Genomic DNA, 16,234 nt, shown 5'->3' with positions numbered 1-16,234 from the left:
GCCCGGCCGCCGGCCCACCCCACGGGATCCGTCGCCCGGCCGCTGTCGAGCTGCCCTCACAGACGGGGCACGACCGGATCCCACAGGATGCCGCCGCCCGGCCGCTGTCGAGCTGCCCTCACAGACGGGGCACACGTGCCCCCGGCGGACATGGCCCCGCATGGCCTCGACCCGGCCGATCAGGCGGCAGGCAATCGGGCCTGGTGTGACGGGTGGTCCCACAGATGGGGCAGCTCGACAGCGCCCACACCACCCGACCCGCCCGTGCGACGGGGCGGGTGGTCAGTCCTTCTCGACGACGACCTTGCTCGGCTTGGCGCTGCGCTCGTCGGTGGTCGGCTTCGTCGGCCGCTTGCCGTTCTCGCCGGTGCTGGTGATCTTCGTCGGGGTGGCGCCCCGGCCGGCCTCACCCGGCACCGCCGCCACGGTCGGCTCCCCCTCCACGCCGGCGCTGGCGGTGCCGCCGTCGACGGTGGTCACGGAGGCGACCCTGCCGCTCTCCGGCTGCCCGGCGTCCGCCGGCTCGATCCGACCCTTGGCCGGCTGGCCGGCCTCCGCCGGCTCGACCTTGCCCGCGCCGGGCCTGCCGTCCGCGGCCGGGGCGGCCTCCTTGCCCCCGGCCCCACCCGCCGAAGCCGCTGCCGCTCCGGCCGGCGTGGCCTCCTTTGCCGCTCCGGCCGGCGTAGCCTCCTTCTTCGCCTCGCCCGCCCCGGCGGCGGTCGACGCCTTCCCGCCGTTCGCCGTCGCGGTGCCGGTCCCGGCCGGCCCGCCGTCGGCCACCGGGCCGGCCGCGGCGGTGGCCGTCCCGCCCGGTCCGTCGGCCGCACCGACCAGCCCCAACCGCAGCTCGGCCACCTGCCGCTGCAACTCGTCGGACTCCTGCCGCGACTTCCACGTCTCCTGCCGCAGGTCGGCGAGCTGCTGCTGGGCCTGCGCGATCTCCAGCATCACCTGGGCGAGCTGCTGGCGGCTCGCGGCGGCCTCCTGCTGGGTGGCGGCGAGGTGCTGCTGGGTGGTGGCCAGGTGCTGCTGCGTCGTCGCCGCGTACTCCTCGAACTGGCGACGCGAGGTCGCCACGTGCTCGTTGGCCTTGCGGCGCTTCTCGGCCGCCTCCGACTCGGCCCGGCCGAGCAGCGTCGCCGCCTCCTCCTCGGCCTGGCGGCGCATCGCCAGCGCGTCCCGTTCGGCGGCCTGTCGGACGGCGGCGGCACCCTGCTCGATCTCGTTCTTCCGGCTGGTGTACTCCGACTCCAGCGCGGCGCGGCGCGACTCGAACCCGGTCTCCAGCTCGTCGTGCCGGCTCTTGTGCTGCTGCTCCAGCTCGGCGAGGCGGGTCTTGTACTGCTTCTCCAGGTCGTCGCGGCGCTTGGTGAACTCCTGCTCGGCGGTCGTCCGGCGCTGGGTCAGCTCGCGGTCCGCCGCCTCGCGGCGGCTGTTGACCTCCTGCTCCACCCCGGCCCGCCAGGCGCCCAGCTCCTGCTGCGTCTGCGCCCGGGCCTGCTGCACGTACGCCTCGGTCTCCGTGCGCATCCGCTGCACGTACGCCTCGGTCTCGGCGCGGCTGCGCTTGGCCGCCTCGGCCGCCTGGGTGGTGAGCCGCTCCGCCTCCTGCCGGGCCTTGTCGCGGGTGGCCCGGCCGGCCTGGGCGGCGTCGTCGATGATCTGCTTGGCGTCCCGCTGGGCCTTGGCGTGGGTGGCCCGGCCCGCCTCGGTGGCCTGGTCGACCAGGCGCTTGGACTCCTGCTGGGCCTTGGCGTGGACCTCCTTGGCCGCCTCGCGGAGCTGGGTGGCCTCCTGCTGGGCCCTGGCGTGGACCTCCTTGGCGGCCTCGCGGAGCTTGGTCGCCTCCTGCTGGGCCCGGTGGTGGATCTCCTTGGCCGCGTCCCGCAGCTGGGTGGCCTCCTGCTGGGCCTTCGCCAGCGCCTCCTGGGCGGCCTTGCCCAGCCGCGCGGCCTCCTCCTTGGCGCCCCGGACCGCGGCGTCCGCCTCGGCCCTGCGGGCCGCGCTGTGCCGCTCCTCCTCCGCCCGGCGGGCGGCCAGCGCGATCTCGAAGTCCTTGAGCGCGGCGGCGGCTTGCTCGCGCGCCTCCTCGATGATGTTTTCGGCGGCGGCCCGGCGCGCCTCGATCTCCTGGTTGGCGGCGACCAGGACCGCGTCGGCCTGCTCCTCGGCGAGAGTGAGGATCTGCTCCACCCGCGGGCCGAGGTGCCGGAAGGAGACGTTCTCCAGCGCGCCGGAGGACTTGCGCGCCTGGGCGAGGTCCCGCTGGAGGACCTCCACCTGGCCGGCGAGCTTGTGGATCTGTGTGTAGGCCTGCTCCCGCTCGGCCGCGAGGGCCGCGATCTCGTGCTCCGCACGAGCGACGTACCGGTCGACCTGTCGTTTCTCGTACCCCCGCAGAGCGGACTCGAAGCTGGGCTCCGTGGTCACGTCCCCGCCGAGAGCGAACAGTTCCTCGCCGTGCGACATGCCCCCATCCTCACACGCATCCGGCTCTGCTGGGGCGATACGGACGCCCCGGATGGGACCTACTTCACTGCGGCCACGCCCGGGCAATTCCCTGACGGGCAAACGCATACGGCGCGGGGCACACCGGTCACCCGGTGTCACCCCGCGCCGTCGTCATGCCCCCGGTCGGGTCGGTCAGTTGGACGTCTCGGCCGCCACCCGCTCGTCCGCGCCGTCGGCCTTCTTCGCCTCGGGCTTGGCCGGCGCGGCCTGGGCGGCCGGCTGCGCGGCCGGCACGCCCGGCACGATGCCGGCAAGGCCGGAGAGCATCTGGCCGAGCTGGGAGGTGACGGCGTCCTTCTGCCGGGTGAGGTCCTCGACCTCGCGGCGAGCCGCCTGGGTGGTCAGTTCGGCCTCGGTGCGCGCCTCGGTGAGCAGCCGCTTCGCCTCGGCCTTCGCCTCGCTGAGCGTCTTGTCGGCGAGCGCCTTGGCCTTGTCGACCGTCTCGTTGGCGGTGCGCTCCGACTCGACCCGGCGGGCCTCGGCGCGCTGCTCGATCTCCTTGGCCCGCTCCTGCGCGGCGTGCGCCCGCTGCTCCGCCTCGCTGACCAGCTTCTGGGTCTGCGCGACCTGCGCCGCGTGCCGCTCCGACTCCTCACGCTCGGCCTTCTCCCGGCGCTCGGCGAGCTGGAGCTCCAGGGCCTGGAGGTCCTTGTCGCGCTTGTCCCGCGCGTCGGTGAGCAGCTTGGTCGCCTCGGCGCGCTTCTCCTCGGCCTCCCGGGCGGCCTTCGCCCGCTGCTGGGTGATCTCCCGCTCGGCGGTCGCCCGGAGCGTGGCGACCTCGCGCTCGACGGTGGACTTCAGCTCGGCGACCTCGTGCGCGGTGACCGTGCGCAGCTGCTTGGTCTCGCGGTCGGCGTCGGCGCGCAGCGTGTCGGCCTCGCGCCGGGCCTGGACGCGGACCTCGGCGGCCTCCCGCTCGGCGGCGGTGCGGACGGTGCCGGCCTCCCGCTCGGCGGTGGCCTTCATCGCCGCCGCCTCGGCCCGCGCCTTGTCGGTGATCTCACGGGCCTCGAGGCGGGCGGCGGAGAGGATGCCCTCCGACTCGCGCTTGGCCTCGTTGCGGTGGTCGTTGGCCTGCTCCTCAGCCAGCCGGAGGATCTGCTCGACCCGGGTGCCGAGGCCGGAGAGGGTGGGCCGGCTGTTCTCCTCGAGCTGCTTGTTGGTGTCGGCGAGCTTCTGCTCCAGCGTGCTCATGCGCTGTTCGGCCTGGCGGAGCCGGCGCTGGGCGTCGTTCATGCGCTGCTCGGCCTCGGCCCGGGCCTGCTCGGACTGGGTCAGCGCGGCCGTCATCCGACCGATGAAGTCATCGACCTGGTGGGTGTTGTAGCCGCGTAGGCCGACGGTGAAATCGGGCTGGGAGTTCGCGTTATCGAAGAACGCAAGAGGGGAGGACTGCTGGGGCATTGGGACATACTCGCAGACTCCCCAGGGTGCTTCGCAAGAGCGGTCCCGAGCTTTCGCGTCCTCTTTACATGGTCAACTACGGGAGCCCCGGGAGGCGGGACCAATCGGCGATCTTGGCAGGTCCCGGGCGGGTCGGTCGGCACAGAGAGTGACTACGGAAAAGGGCCGCGGGAGATCGCCGCGGCCCTTTGTCGCGCATGGCCGGGTCGCTCGAATGAGCGCCCCGCGTCGGTGGCGGAAAACGATCGTCGTTCGCCCCCAATGGTCGTCGGTGTGGTCAGTGGCCGCGGAACCGGTTGATCGCGTCCTCGTGCCGGGAGCGCAGCTCGCGGTCGCGCACGCCGAGCCCGTCGGAGGGGGCGAGGCAACGGACGCCGACCTTGCCCTGGTGCGCGTTGCGGTGCACCTCGTACGCGGCCTGGCCGGTCTGCTCCAGGCCGTAGGTCCTGGACACCGTCGGGTGGATCCTGCCGAGTGCCACCAGCCGGTTCGCCTCCCACGCCTCGCGGTAGTTGGCGAAGTGGCTGCCGACGATCCGCTTCAGGTGCATCCAGAGGTAGCGGTTGTCGTACTGGTGCTGGTAGCCGCTGGTGGAGGCGCAGGTGACGACGGTGCCGCCGCGCTTGGTCACGTAGACGCTCGCGCCGAAGGTCTCCCGGCCCGGGTGCTCGAAGACGATGTCCGGGTCCTCGCCGCCGGTCAGCTCGCGGATCCGCTCGCCGAAGCGGCGCCACTCGTCCGGGTCCTGGGTCTCCTCGTCCTTCCAGAAGCGGAAGCCCTCGGCGGCCCGGTCGATCACCAGCTCGGCGCCCATCCTGCGGCACAGCTCCGCCTTGTCCGGGGAGGACACCACGCAGACCGGGATCGCTCCGCCGTTGAGCGCCATCTGGGTGGCGTACCCGCCGAGGCCGCCGGAGGCGCCCCAGATCAGCACGACGTCGCCCTGCTTCATGTTCGCCCCGTGGTGCGACACGAGCTGCCGGTACGCCGTCGAGTTGACCAGGCCGGGGCTGGCCGCCTCCTCCCAGCTCAGGTGGCGCGGCTTGGGCATCAGCTGGTTGGCCTTGACCACGGCCAGCTCGGCGAGGCCGCCGAAGTTGGTCTCGAAGCCCCAGATCCGCTGCTGCGGGTCGAGCATGGTGTCGTCGTGCCCGGCCGCGTCCTCCAGCTCCACCGACAGGCAGTGCGCGACCACCTCGTCGCCGGCCTTCCAGCGGGTCACCCCGGGCCCGGTGCGCAGCACCACGCCGGCGGCGTCCGAGCCGACCACGTGGTACGGCAGGTCGTGCCGCTTGGTCAGCTCGGAGTGCCGGCCGTAGCGCTCGAGGAACCTGAAGGTCGGCAGCGGCTCGAAGATGCTGGTCCAGACCGTGTTGTAGTTGATCGCACTGGCCATCACCGCGACGAGCGCCTCGCCCGGCCCGAGTTCCGGCGTCGGCACCTCCTGCACGTGCAGCGCCTTGCGCGGGTCCTTGTCCCGGGTGGCCAGGCCGTCGAACATCCCGGCCTCGTCCGCGCGCACCACGACGCCCCGGTACGACTCCGGCACCGGCAGGCCGGCGACGCCGCCGAGCTCCCGCTCCGGTTGGTCGGATCCCTCCGCCGCCATGATCGCTTCGAGGATGTCCTGCACGTCGACCTCCCGTTCGTCCGCACCCGCGCACGCGGGCCTGGGTGCTGCCATCGTCGGCGCGAGTGCGGCCGGCCGCCATGTCGGCATCCGACACATCCGACACGGCCGCGCTCCTGTTGAGGCGGGACGTTACTGAACGGTAGCTAGGGCTGGAAGTCCTCTGTGAAAAACTGCATCGGCCGATGCGTGGAGGTGTCCGGGCGGCGGTCGTACCGCGCAGTGCCGCGCTCGACGCCGGTGGTCACCGGCCCCCAACCCGGCGGCGGGGGCCGGTCGTGGGCGTCAGTGCGCGGCGGGCTCGACCAGCTCGACGAGCACGCCGCCGGCGTCCTTTGGGTGGACGAAGTTGACCCGGGAGTTCGACGTGCCGCGCTTCGGGGTGTCGTAGAGCAGCTTCACGCCCCGCTCGCGCAGCGCCGCACAGGCGGCGTCGATGTCGGCGACCGTGTACGCCACCTGCTGCACGCCCGGCCCCTTGCGGTCCAGGAACTTCGCGATGGTCGACTCGGGCGTCAGCGGGGCCAGCAGTTGCAGGCAGCCGCCCTCGGTGGTCGGGCCGACGGCCAGCATCGCCTCGCGGACGCCCTGCTCGGCGTTGGTCTCGGTGTGCACACAGCGCATCCCGAAGGTGCGCTGGTAGAAGTCGATCGCGGCGTCCAGGTCGGCCACGGCGACCCCGACGTGGTCGATGCGGAGCAGGCCGATGCCTGTGACATAGTCGGCAGCGGTCTCGGCGGGGGAGTTCTCAGCCATGGCGCTAGTCTGACCGAACAATCGTTAAGGCGTACAGGTCGGCACCCCCTCGGAGGCAGGTTATGGCTTCGGTGATCGTCAGCGGCGCGCGGACCCCCATGGGGCGCCTGCTGGGCAACCTCAAGGACCTCTCCGCGACCAGGCTCGGTGGCGTGGCGATCAAGGCGGCGCTGGAGCGCGCCGGCGTCGCCCCCGAGCAGGTCCAGTACGTGATCATGGGTCAGGTGCTCCAGGCCGGTGCCGGGCAGATCCCGGCCCGCCAGGCGGCGGTCGAGGCGGGCATCCCGATGTCCGTGCCGGCCCTGACCATCAACAAGGTCTGCCTCTCCGGCCTGGACGCGATCGCCCTGGCCGACCAGCTCATCCGGGCCGGCGAGTTCGACATCGTGGTGGCCGGCGGCATGGAGTCGATGACCAACGCCCCGCACCTGCTGCTCGGTCAGCGCGGCGGCTACAAGTACGGCGACGTCGTGGTCAAGGACCACATGGCGCTGGACGGGCTCACCGACGCCTGGGACTGCTGCTCGATGGGCGAGTCGACCGAGCGGCTCGGCGCGAAGCACGGCATCAGCCGCGAGGAGCAGGACGCGTTCGCCGCGGCCAGCCACCAGCGGGCCGCCGCCGCGCAGAAGAACGGGCACTTCGCCGACGAGATCACCCCGGTGGTCATCCCGCAGCGCAAGGGCGACCCGCTGGTGATCAGCGAGGACGAGGGCATCCGCCCGGACACCACCGTCGAGGTGCTGGCCAAGCTGCGGCCCTCGTTCACCAAGGACGGCACGATCACCGCCGGCACCTCCTCGCCGATCTCCGACGGCGCCGCCGCCGTGGTCGTGATGAGCAAGGCCAAGGCCAAGGAGCTGGGCCTGACCTGGCTGGCCGAGATCGGCGCGCACGGCAACGTGGCGGGGCCGGACAACTCCCTGCACTCGCAGCCGTCCAACGCCATCCAGCACGCCCTGAAGAAGGGCGGGCTGAGCGTCTCCGACCTCGACCTCATCGAGATCAACGAGGCGTTCGCCCAGGTCGGCATCCAGTCCACCCGTGACCTCGGCATCAGCCCGGACAAGGTCAACGTCAACGGCGGCGCGATCGCGCTGGGCCACCCGATCGGCATGTCCGGCGCCCGGTTGGTGCTCACCCTGGCCCTGGAGCTCAAGCGCCGGGGCGGCGGCACCGGCGCGGCCGCGCTCTGCGGTGGCGGCGGCCAGGGCGACGCACTGGTCATCCACGTCCCGGCCCCCGGCGAGAGCGGTCAGTGAGCGCGGCGCACCGCTGATCCGGTAGCCGCCGACAAACGAAGGCAGTGCAGTGAGCGGGAGGAGTGAGCCGGTCTTGCGAGCCCCGCAGTCGCGAACAGAGGCAGTGCAGTGAGCGAGATCGTCGACGACGTGCCGGCGGCGGGCGCACCCCCGGTGCGCCGCAGCCGGGACGTGCCGATGCTGGTCGAGCGGGCCCGCGCGGGGGATCCCCGCGCGGTGGCCCGGCTGATCACCCTGGTCGAGTCGGGCGACGAGACGCTGCCGCGGATCGCGGCGGCGCTCGCGCCGTACGCCGGGCAGGCCCAGGTGGTCGGCCTGACCGGCTCGCCCGGGGTGGGCAAGTCCACCACCACGAACGAGCTGGTCCGGGCGCTGCGCGCCCGGGGGCACCGGGTCGGCGTGCTGGCGATCGACCCGTCCAGCCCGTTCACCGGCGGGGCGATCCTCGGCGACCGGGTCCGGATGCAGGACCACGCGACCGACCCGGGCGTCTACATCCGCTCGATGTCCAGCCGGGGGCACCTCGGCGGGCTGTCGGCGGCCACGCCGCAGGCGGTCCGCGTGTTGGAGGGCGCCGGCTGCGACGTGGTGCTGGTGGAGACCGTCGGCGTCGGGCAGGCCGAGGTGGAGGTCGCCTCGCTGGCCGACACCACGCTGGTGCTGCTCGCCCCGGGCATGGGCGACGCGATCCAGGCGGTCAAGGCGGGCATCCTGGAGATCGCCGACGTCTTCGTGGTCAACAAGGCCGACCGGGACGGCGCCGACGCCACCTACCGCGACATCCAGGGCATGATCGCCCTGGGCGAGCGCGGCCCGGGCGACTGGCGGCCGCAGGTGGTCCGTGCGATCGCCGCGCGGGGCGAGGGGATCGACGACATCGCCGCCGCCATCGACAAGCACCGGGGCTGGCTGGTCGAGCACGGCGAGCTGCGCCGCCGCCAGGAGGCGCGGGCCGCCGCCGAGATCGAGGCGATCGCGCTGGGCGCGCTCCGCGCCCGGATCGGCTCCCTGCGTGACGGTACGGAGCTGCCGGCGCTCGCCGCGAAGGTGGCCGAGGGTGCCCTCGACCCGTACGCGGCGGCCGACGAGCTGCTCGCCCAGCTCGGCTCCTGAGGCGTCCCCTCCGGTACCCGCCGACCTAGTACGCTCGCACCGCTCCACGGACCCGTGGGGCGGTGCGCGGCGAGTGGGGGGACGATGGGCGACGAGGCGACCCAGGAGCTGTCGGTGACGCCGGACGCGGTGGCGGGCGGGAGCACGCACGTCTCCGACGAGGTGGTGGAGAAGATCGCGGTGGCCGCCACCCGGTCGGTGCCCGGGGTGGCCGAGCTGGGCGGCGACGTGGCCCGGTTCTTCAACGCGGTGCTCGACAAGGTCGGGCTGGACCAGGTCGGCGACGCCCGGCGGGGCTGTTCGGCCCACGTCACGAACGGCGCGGCCGTGGTCAACCTCGTCATCGTGATCGAGGCGGGTCGGCCGGTGCCGCAGGTGACCGACGCCGTCCGGGCGAAGGTGACCGAGGCGGTCGAGGCGTACGGGCTGCGGGTCGACGAGATCAACATCCGGGTCGACGACGTGACGCTGGGGGAGCCCGCCGCGCCGACCGCCTGACTGGTACGGGCAGCTCAGGTTACCGGCCGGTACGAGTATCCTTAGCGATCGTTCAGGCTGGGCTCTACACTCGACGTGCAGGTCGAGGACTCGAGGAGGAGCCCCGCGGATGAACGCCGACGAGATCGCAGCCGGACGGGCACGCTGGCAGGCCCGCTACGACGCCGCGCGCAAGCGGGACGCCGACTTCACCACGCTCTCCGGGATGGCCGTCGACCCGGTCTACGGGCCGCCGGAGGGCGTCGCCCACCCGGGCTTCGAGCGGATCGGCTGGCCGGGCGAGTACCCGTACACCCGGGGCCTGTACCCGACCGGCTACCGCGGGCGGACCTGGACCATCCGGCAGTTCGCCGGCTTCGGCAACGCCCGGCAGACCAACGAGCGCTACAAGATGATCCTCGGCGCGGGCGGCGGCGGCCTCTCGGTCGCCTTCGACATGCCCACCCTCATGGGCCGGGACTCGGACGACCCGCAGTCGCTCGGCGAGGTGGGCCACTGCGGCGTCGCGGTGGACAGCGCCGCCGACATGGAGACGCTCTTCGACGGCATCGACCTGGCCGGCGTGACCACCTCGATGACCATCTCCGGGCCGGCCGTGCCCGTGTTCTGCATGTACCTGGTGGCCGCCGAGCGGCAGGGCGCCGACCTGTCCCGGCTGGACGGCACGCTCCAGACCGACATCTTCAAGGAGTACATCGCGCAGAAGGAGTGGCTCTTCGACCCGGAGCCGCACCTGCGCCTGATCGGCGACCTGATGGAGTACTGCGCCCGGGAGATCCCGCGCTACAAGCCGCTCTCGGTCTCCGGCTACCACATCCGGGAGGCCGGTGCGACGGCCGCGCAGGAGTTGGCGTACACGCTCGCCGACGGGTTCGGCTACGTCGAGCTGGGGCTCTCGCGCGGGCTGGACGTCAACGTCTTCGCCCCGGGCCTGAGCTTCTTCTTCGACTCGCACGTCGACTTCTTCGAGGAGATCGCCAAGTTCCGGGCCGCCCGCCGGATCTGGGCCCGCTGGCTGCGCGACGTCTACGGCGCGACCAGCGAGAAGGCGCTCTGGCTACGGTTCCACACCCAGACCGCCGGGGTGTCGCTGACCGCCCAGCAGCCGGTCAACAACGTCGTACGGACGGCCGTCGAGGCGCTCGCCGCGGTGCTCGGCGGGACCAACTCCCTGCACACCAACGCGCTGGACGAGACCCTCGCGCTGCCCACCGACGAGTCCGCCGAGATCGCCCTGCGTACGCAGCAGGTGCTGATGGAGGAGACCGGGGTGACCAACGTGGCCGACCCGCTCGGCGGGTCGTGGTACGTGGAGGCGCTCACCGACAAGATCGAGGCCGAGGCGGAGGCGATCTTCGCCCGGATCCGGCAGCTCGGCGGGGAGGGCCCGCACCAGATCGGCCCGATGACCTCCGGCATCCTGCGCGGCATCGAGGACGGCTGGTTCACCGGCCACATCGCCGAGTCGGCCTTCGTCTACCAGCAGGCGCTGGAGAAGGGCGACAAGAAGATCGTCGGCGTCAACTGCCACACCGGCACGGTCGCCAAGGACCTGGAGATCCTGCGCATCTCGCACGAGGTGGAACTGGAGCAGCGCCGGGTGCTGGCCGAGCGCAAGGCCGGCCGGGACGACTCGGCCGTCAAGGCGGCCATCGAGCGGATGGTCGCGGTCGGCCGGACCGACGGGAACATGATCCCGGCCATGCTGGACGCCGTACGCGCCGAGGCCACCCTCGGCGAGATCTGCGACGCCCTCCGCGCCGAGTGGGGCGTCTACCGCGAACCCGCCCGCTTCTGACCCCCACCCCCTTACCCCTCCGCGATCTTGCACTTCCTGCCCCGGCAAATGCCGCGTACGCCGCGTACCGGGGGCCGAAAGCGCAAGATCGCGGAGGGCTGGGCGGGAGGCGGGAGCAGGCGTGACAGTTGCAACTGTCGCCGTCGCGGTTGATCTGAGTTCGGCGGGTCGCGTGCGAGACTAGGTAACCATGAGCGACCCACGGATCACCTCGTCGATCTTCACCCGCGGCGCGGTCGACCTCAGCGCGCTGCGCACCCCCGCACCGGCCCCCGCCCGCCCCACCGCCCCCGCCCAGCCCGGCCCCTCTGGCGGCCTGCCCGGCACCGCCGGCGGCGGCGTCAGCGTCATCGACGTCAGCGAGGCGACATTCCAGTCCGAGGTTCTCGAACGCTCGCTCACCACACCGGTGATCGTGGACTTCTGGGCCGAGTGGTGCGAGCCGTGCAAGCAGCTCTCGCCGGTGCTGGAGCGGTTGGCCGCGGAGGGCGGCGGCGCCTGGGTGCTCGCCAAGGTCGACGTGGACGCCAACCCGCGGATCGCCCAGATGTTCCGGGTGCAGGGCATCCCGATGGTCTACGCGGTGGTCGGCGGCCAGCCGATCGACGCCTTCTCGGGCGTGGTGCCCGAGGCGCAGCTGCGGCAGTGGATCCAGGCGGTGCTCAAGGCCGGTGGCGTGACCGTCGCCGAGCCGGAGGACCCGCGCCTCGACGAGGCCGACGACGCCCTGATGAGCGGCGACCTGGACGCGGCCGAGCGCGCGTACAAGAAGATCCTCGCCGAGTCCCCGGCGGACGCCGCGGCGGAGGCGGGCCTCGCCCAGGTCGGGCTGGCCCGCCGGGTGGCGGGGGCAGACCCGGGCGCGGCGATCGCCGCCGCCCAGGCCAACCCCGACGACGTCGAGGCCCAACTCCTGGCCGCCGACATCGAGGTGCTCAGCGGTCAGGCCGAGGCGGCGTACGCCCGCCTGGTGGGCCTGGTCCGCCGCACCGCCGGCGACGACCGCGAGAAGGTACGCCAGCACCTGGTCGGCCTCTTCGCGGTCGCCGGGCCGGAGGACCCGGCGGTCGCCTCGGCCCGCCGGGCGTTGGCCAGCGCCCTGTTCTGAGCACGTAGCACGCCAGCGCGGGCCGGCGTTCCGGCCGGCCCGCCCGACACCTGAGGACGGGAGCCCATGATGCGCCGGATCGCCGTCCTCGACGCGCCCAGCAACCTCGGCCTGCGCCCACCCACGCCCACCTCGGTGCCGGGCTGCGCCAAGGCCCCGGGCGCGCTGCGCGACCAGGGGCTGCTCGCCCGGCTGCGGGCCCGGGACGCCGGCTGCCTCACCCCGCCCCGCTACGACCCCGGCGACTGGCGACCCGGCGACGGGGTCTGCCACGCCCGGGAGATCGCCGACTACTCGGCGGCGCTCGCCGAGCGGATCGGCGCCATCATCGACCGCGGGGAGTTCCCGCTGGTCCTCGGGGGCGACTGCTCGGTCCTGCTCGGCTCGGCGCTGGCCATGCACCGGCTCGGCGAGGCGGTCGGCGGCCGCATCGGGCTGGTCTTCGTCGACGGCCACTCCGACTTCCGGCACCCTGGCAACGCCTCCTACGTGGGCGCGGCGGCGGGGGAGGACCTCGCCCTGGTCACCGGGCGAGGGCAGGCCGACCTGGCCGCCATCGAGGGGCGCCGGCCGTACTTCCGGGACATCGACGTGGTGGTGCTCGGCATCCGCGCGCAGGACGAGTACCGCCTGGACCTCCAGGCCGCCGGGATCACCACCCGTCCGGTGCCGGCGCTGCGCGCCGAGGGCGCGGCGCGTACCGCCCAGTGGGCGCACGAGCAGCTCGCCGACTGCGCCGGCTACTGGGTGCACATCGACGTGGACGTGCTGGACCCGGCGGTGATGCCGGCCGTGGACGCCCCCGACCCGGGTGGCATCGCCTTCGCCGAGCTGGAGATCCTGCTCGCCGGGCTGGTCGACACCCCGCACTGCCTCGGCGTCGAGCTGACCGTCTTCGACCCCGACTACGACCCGGACGGCGCGTACGCGGCCGAGATCGTCAACACCGTGGTGGCCGGGCTGCGCCCCGTCTCCGCCCCGGGCGCGTTGCCGCCCCGGCTGCTGCCGGACTCGTCGGCGGCTACCGCCCCCACGGTCCGCGCCTCGTCGGCCGGCAGCTCCTCGGTAGGTGCCTCGCCGGCCGGCAACTCGTCGGTCCGCGCCTTGTCGGTACCCTCGGCCCGGCGGGGCAACGGCCGTCCCGAGCCCCCGACCATGCCCTCGCCCGTTCCCGCTGCTGCCGCCGTCCCCGCCCCCGAGGACGACGATGACGACCGTGACCCGGGCGGCGGCGTCGAGGCGCGCGTCGAGGACGCTCCGCCGGCTCTTCTCGGCCCGGTCGGCCCGATTGCTGCGGTCGGCCCGGTCGATGCGGTCGGGGTGGTCGCCCCGGTGGCCGACGGCACCGGTCCCGGTCCCGGTCTGGGTCCCGGCCTGGCCGCGCCGGAACCGGTCGGTCCGCCCGCCTCCGCCGGGCCTGGCCTGTTGCGCCGGGCGCCGCTCGCGGGCCTGGGTCCGGAGGATTCGCCGCCCGCGACCGACGACGGCACCTCGCCGTCCACCGCCGGCATCGCCTGACGGCCGTCGGGGTCTCCGACAGGTCCGGTTCGTCCGACTCATCCGACTCATCCGGCTCGGTCGATCCCGGGCGGCCCGGTCGTGCGTCCGGCCCCCGGCGGCGTCGGCCTCTGGCACCCGGCGGCTTGCCCAGGCCGCGTGCGCTGGTGCTGGGCAGCTGAGCTGCACGTCTGCGTGCCCAGCTTCGCCCGGCCCGGGCTGGCTCGGGAGTGCCGGTGGAACCTCATGGCTGTCACCGTCGACGTTTGACGTCCATGAGGTTCCACCCGTGGTGCCTGCCGGAGCTGGTCGGTGCCGGTCCCGGACCGTGTCCGTGGCTGCCCCGTCTGTGGGGCAGCTCGACAGCGTCGAGCCGGCGGGCGGCGCCGCGGTCCGCGTCACCCGGCCCGGTCCGCGTCACCCGGCCCGGTCGGGTGCGACCCGTGGTGGGGTTGGCGCGCGCGGGGCGCGTCAGCGGGCCAGGGCGCGCAGGAAACGCTCGGCGGCGGGGACGGCGGTGGCCGTGCTGGCGCCGCCCTGCTCGACGAAGACCGCGAACGCGACGTCGCCCTGCCAGCCGACGAACCAGGCGTGCGTGTGCGCCGGGTTGTTGTCGTACTCGGCGGTGCCGGTCTTGCCGTGCACCGGCGCGCCCGGCACGTCCTTCAGCGCGGGGCCGGAGCCGGCGGTCACCACCTCGCGCATCATCGCCTTGACGGCCTCGACCGACTCCGGCTTGAGCTGGGGGCCGGGGGCGGCGGGCTGCGCCGGCGCCGGGTCCAGCACCAGTTTCGGCTGTTCGAAGCGGCCCCGGGCGACCGCCGCGGTGGCGGACGCCATGGCCAGCGGGCTGACGACCGTGGTGCCCTGTCCGATCGCGGCGGCGGCCTGCTCGGTCGCGCCGCCGTTCGCGGAGACCTTGCCCGTGAAGGCGTCGAGGCCGACGTCCCACTGCCCCTCCAGCCCGAGCGACCGGCCGGCGACGGCCAGCCCGTCGGGGCCGAGCTTCGGCGCCAGCGCCGCGAACGCCGTGTTGCAGGACTTGGCGAAGTCGGTGCGGAACGGCACCGCCCCCAGCTCGAAGTTGTCGGAGTTCTTGAACGGCCGGCCGTCCACCGTGAACGTCTTCGGGCAGGCCACCGTCGCGTCCGGCGTAACCGCGCCGAGGTCGAGCAGGCCGAGCGCGCTGACCATCTTGAAGGTGGAGCCCGGCGGGACCTGGGCGGTGAAGGCCAGGTTTTCCCCGGCCGCGCCGGGACCGTTGGCGGCGGCGAGCACGGCACCGTCGCTGATCCGCACCGCCACCAGCGCCGCCCGGCGCTTCTCGGCGCGCAGGGCGGCGTCGGCCGCGTTCTGGGTGGCCACGTCGAGCGTGGTCTTCAGCGGCTGCCCCGGCTGCGGCTCGCGGCGGAACACCTCGGTGCCGGTGGGGACCAGCGTGCCGTCCGGGCCGGGGCGCTCGGTGATCACGGTCAGCCCGGGCGCGCCGCGCAGCCGTTCGTCGTAGCGGCCCTGGAGGCCGCCGTGGCCGACCAGGTCGCCGGCCGCGTACCGGTCGGGGTGCTTCGCGAGGTCGTCGGCCTGGGCCGGGTCGACCGAGCCGAGCACCGCCCGGGCGAACTCGCGGGTGGGCGCGAGGTCGAGCTTGTCGCTGCGGAACTTGGTGCCCGGCAGGTCGTAGATGCGGGCCTTGATCTGCCGGTACGCCTCCTCCCGCAGGGTGACCACCTCGACGAACGCGCCCGGGTCGGCGTCGGCGAGCCGCTTGGGCAGGCCGGAGAGGTCCACCGGCGGGGTGATCGCCGGCCGGATCGCCCGGAAGGCCGCGTCCAGCTTCCGGGTCAGGCCCGCCACGTCGGTGACCTCGCTCGGTTGCAGCCCCACCCGCACCACGGGCCGGGGCGCCACGATCGGCTGGCCGGCGGCGTCGAGCACCGCGGCCCGGGGGCCGGAGTCCCGACGCAGCCCGAGCCGGTCGCCCCGGCTGAGCTGCTCCTGCACCAGCTGCGGCTCCCAGATCACCCGCCACTCGTCGTCGCCGCCGCGGCTGAGCCGCACCTGCCGGTCGTACGCCCAGCGGGTCTGACCCGGGAGGCTCCACTCGACTGTGACCACCGCCGTCGCGACGTCCGCGGTGATCTTCGCGTCGCCCTGGCGGGTCAGCGCCGGCGGCGTGGCCGCCAGCTCGCCGGAGAGCTCCTTGATCTCGCGGGACACGTTGGCGGCCGGCACCTTCGCGCCCGCCGGGTCCACGAACCCGACGGCCTGGAGGTCGCCGGAACGCCAGCCGGCCAGGAACGCGTCGACGCTGCGCTCCGGCCCGTCGTTGTCCGAGCAGGCGGTGAGCGCGCCGGCCGCGAGCGCGGTCACGGCGAGCAGCGCGAGCGACGGGCGGAGCCGGTTGCGAGGGTGACGGCTGGGGTACGAGGGGTGCATGGAGCAGTCCTCCGATCTCGGAACTGCCGTCACGCTAGTACGGCCGCGCCGTCCGTATCGTCCCGAGGCGGCTGCGACGTGCGCAAAGACGGGCCTGCGACGGGGTGATGAACAACCGGTGGCGGGGTAACCCCCGACCGGCCAACCTCGTATCCGCAACGGGTGAAAGGACAGAGTCCGGAACCGGACGTCCGCACCGTGGTCCGCCGACGAAGGCGCGG

Annotated in this window: 11 protein-coding genes; 6 read left to right on the top strand and 5 right to left on the bottom strand. The window is 73.8% G+C overall.

Going from position 1 to position 16,234, the window contains the following annotated elements; translation table 11 throughout:
* Positions 1-282: 282 nt before the first annotated feature.
* The 4 genes from ACGF5G_RS10040 to mce all read right to left on the bottom strand — a co-directional run bounded on the left by ACGF5G_RS10040 (position 283) and on the right by mce (position 6,301).
* Complete coding sequence (locus tag ACGF5G_RS10040; RefSeq protein WP_393260966.1) at positions 283-2,469, bottom strand: hypothetical protein; 2,187 nt, start codon at positions 2,467-2,469, stop codon at positions 283-285.
* A gap of 174 nt (positions 2,470-2,643) precedes the next feature.
* Positions 2,644-3,915: a cell division protein DivIVA gene (locus ACGF5G_RS10035; RefSeq protein WP_393260964.1), complete on the bottom strand. Its 1,272-nt coding sequence runs from the start codon at positions 3,913-3,915 to the stop codon at positions 2,644-2,646.
* Positions 3,916-4,192: 277 nt separating this feature from the next.
* A complete protein-coding gene (gene ccrA / locus ACGF5G_RS10030; protein ID WP_393260961.1) occupies positions 4,193-5,548 on the bottom strand; it encodes a crotonyl-CoA carboxylase/reductase in 1,356 nt (451 codons plus the stop codon).
* Positions 5,549-5,830: 282 nt separating this feature from the next.
* Entirely contained in the window at positions 5,831-6,301 is a 471-nt protein-coding gene (gene mce / locus ACGF5G_RS10025) for a methylmalonyl-CoA epimerase (RefSeq protein WP_393260958.1), read from the bottom strand.
* A 62-nt stretch (positions 6,302-6,363) separates the two neighbouring features.
* Here mce and ACGF5G_RS10020 point away from each other — a divergent pair, with 62 nt between their 5' ends.
* The 6 genes from ACGF5G_RS10020 to ACGF5G_RS09995 all read left to right on the top strand — a co-directional run bounded on the left by ACGF5G_RS10020 (position 6,364) and on the right by ACGF5G_RS09995 (position 13,598).
* On the top strand, positions 6,364-7,563 hold the full coding sequence (locus ACGF5G_RS10020) for an acetyl-CoA C-acetyltransferase (RefSeq protein WP_393260956.1): 1,200 nt from the start codon (positions 6,364-6,366) through the stop codon (positions 7,561-7,563).
* Between the two features lie 177 nt (positions 7,564-7,740).
* Positions 7,741-8,676 carry a methylmalonyl Co-A mutase-associated GTPase MeaB gene (gene meaB, locus ACGF5G_RS10015; protein WP_393261655.1) on the top strand — a complete coding sequence of 312 codons (936 nt, stop codon included), beginning with the start codon at positions 7,741-7,743 and terminating at the stop codon, positions 8,674-8,676.
* Positions 8,677-8,760: 84 nt separating this feature from the next.
* On the top strand, positions 8,761-9,174 hold the full coding sequence (locus ACGF5G_RS10010; RefSeq protein WP_357699960.1) for an Asp23/Gls24 family envelope stress response protein: 414 nt from the start codon (positions 8,761-8,763) through the stop codon (positions 9,172-9,174).
* Positions 9,175-9,283: 109 nt separating this feature from the next.
* Positions 9,284-10,972 (top strand): methylmalonyl-CoA mutase, encoded by a 1,689-nt coding sequence (locus ACGF5G_RS10005; protein ID WP_393260954.1) that lies wholly within the window; start codon positions 9,284-9,286, stop codon positions 10,970-10,972.
* A 190-nt stretch (positions 10,973-11,162) separates the two neighbouring features.
* Positions 11,163-12,080, top strand: coding sequence for a tetratricopeptide repeat protein (locus ACGF5G_RS10000; protein ID WP_393260951.1), 918 nt, complete (start codon positions 11,163-11,165; stop codon positions 12,078-12,080).
* 66 nt (positions 12,081-12,146) lie between these two features.
* Positions 12,147-13,598, top strand: coding sequence for an arginase family protein (locus ACGF5G_RS09995; protein WP_393260949.1), 1,452 nt, complete (start codon positions 12,147-12,149; stop codon positions 13,596-13,598).
* Between the two features lie 450 nt (positions 13,599-14,048).
* Here ACGF5G_RS09995 and ACGF5G_RS09990 read toward each other — a convergent pair whose 3' ends face one another.
* Positions 14,049-16,013, bottom strand: a complete 1,965-nt coding sequence (locus tag ACGF5G_RS09990; protein WP_393260946.1) for a penicillin-binding transpeptidase domain-containing protein — start codon at positions 16,011-16,013, stop codon at positions 14,049-14,051.
* Positions 16,014-16,234 lie beyond the last annotated feature (221 nt).

This window comes from Micromonospora sp. NPDC047730 (assembly GCF_043204765.1).
Taxonomy (GTDB): Bacteria; Actinomycetota; Actinomycetes; order Mycobacteriales; family Micromonosporaceae; genus Micromonospora.
This window is presented reverse-complemented; position numbering and strand designations above follow the sequence as displayed.

What these genes read in the sequence shown, in the direction of transcription:
- ACGF5G_RS10040 (WP_393260966.1), bottom strand. Translation starts at nt 2,469, where the DNA reads ATGTCGCACGGCGAGGAACTGTTCGCTCTCGGCGGGGACGTGACCACG.
- ACGF5G_RS10035 (WP_393260964.1), bottom strand. Translation starts at nt 3,915, where the DNA reads ATGCCCCAGCAGTCCTCCCCTCTTGCGTTCTTCGATAACGCGAACTCC.
- mce (WP_393260958.1), bottom strand. Translation starts at nt 6,301, where the DNA reads ATGGCTGAGAACTCCCCCGCCGAGACCGCTGCCGACTATGTCACAGGC.
- ACGF5G_RS10020 (WP_393260956.1), top strand. Translation starts at nt 6,364, where the DNA reads ATGGCTTCGGTGATCGTCAGCGGCGCGCGGACCCCCATGGGGCGCCTG.
- meaB (WP_393261655.1), top strand. Translation starts at nt 7,741, where the DNA reads ATGCTGGTCGAGCGGGCCCGCGCGGGGGATCCCCGCGCGGTGGCCCGG.
- ACGF5G_RS10010 (WP_357699960.1), top strand. Translation starts at nt 8,761, where the DNA reads ATGGGCGACGAGGCGACCCAGGAGCTGTCGGTGACGCCGGACGCGGTG.
- ACGF5G_RS10005 (WP_393260954.1), top strand. Translation starts at nt 9,284, where the DNA reads ATGAACGCCGACGAGATCGCAGCCGGACGGGCACGCTGGCAGGCCCGC.
- ACGF5G_RS10000 (WP_393260951.1), top strand. Translation starts at nt 11,163, where the DNA reads ATGAGCGACCCACGGATCACCTCGTCGATCTTCACCCGCGGCGCGGTC.
- ACGF5G_RS09995 (WP_393260949.1), top strand. Translation starts at nt 12,147, where the DNA reads ATGATGCGCCGGATCGCCGTCCTCGACGCGCCCAGCAACCTCGGCCTG.
- ACGF5G_RS09990 (WP_393260946.1), bottom strand. Translation starts at nt 16,013, where the DNA reads ATGCACCCCTCGTACCCCAGCCGTCACCCTCGCAACCGGCTCCGCCCG.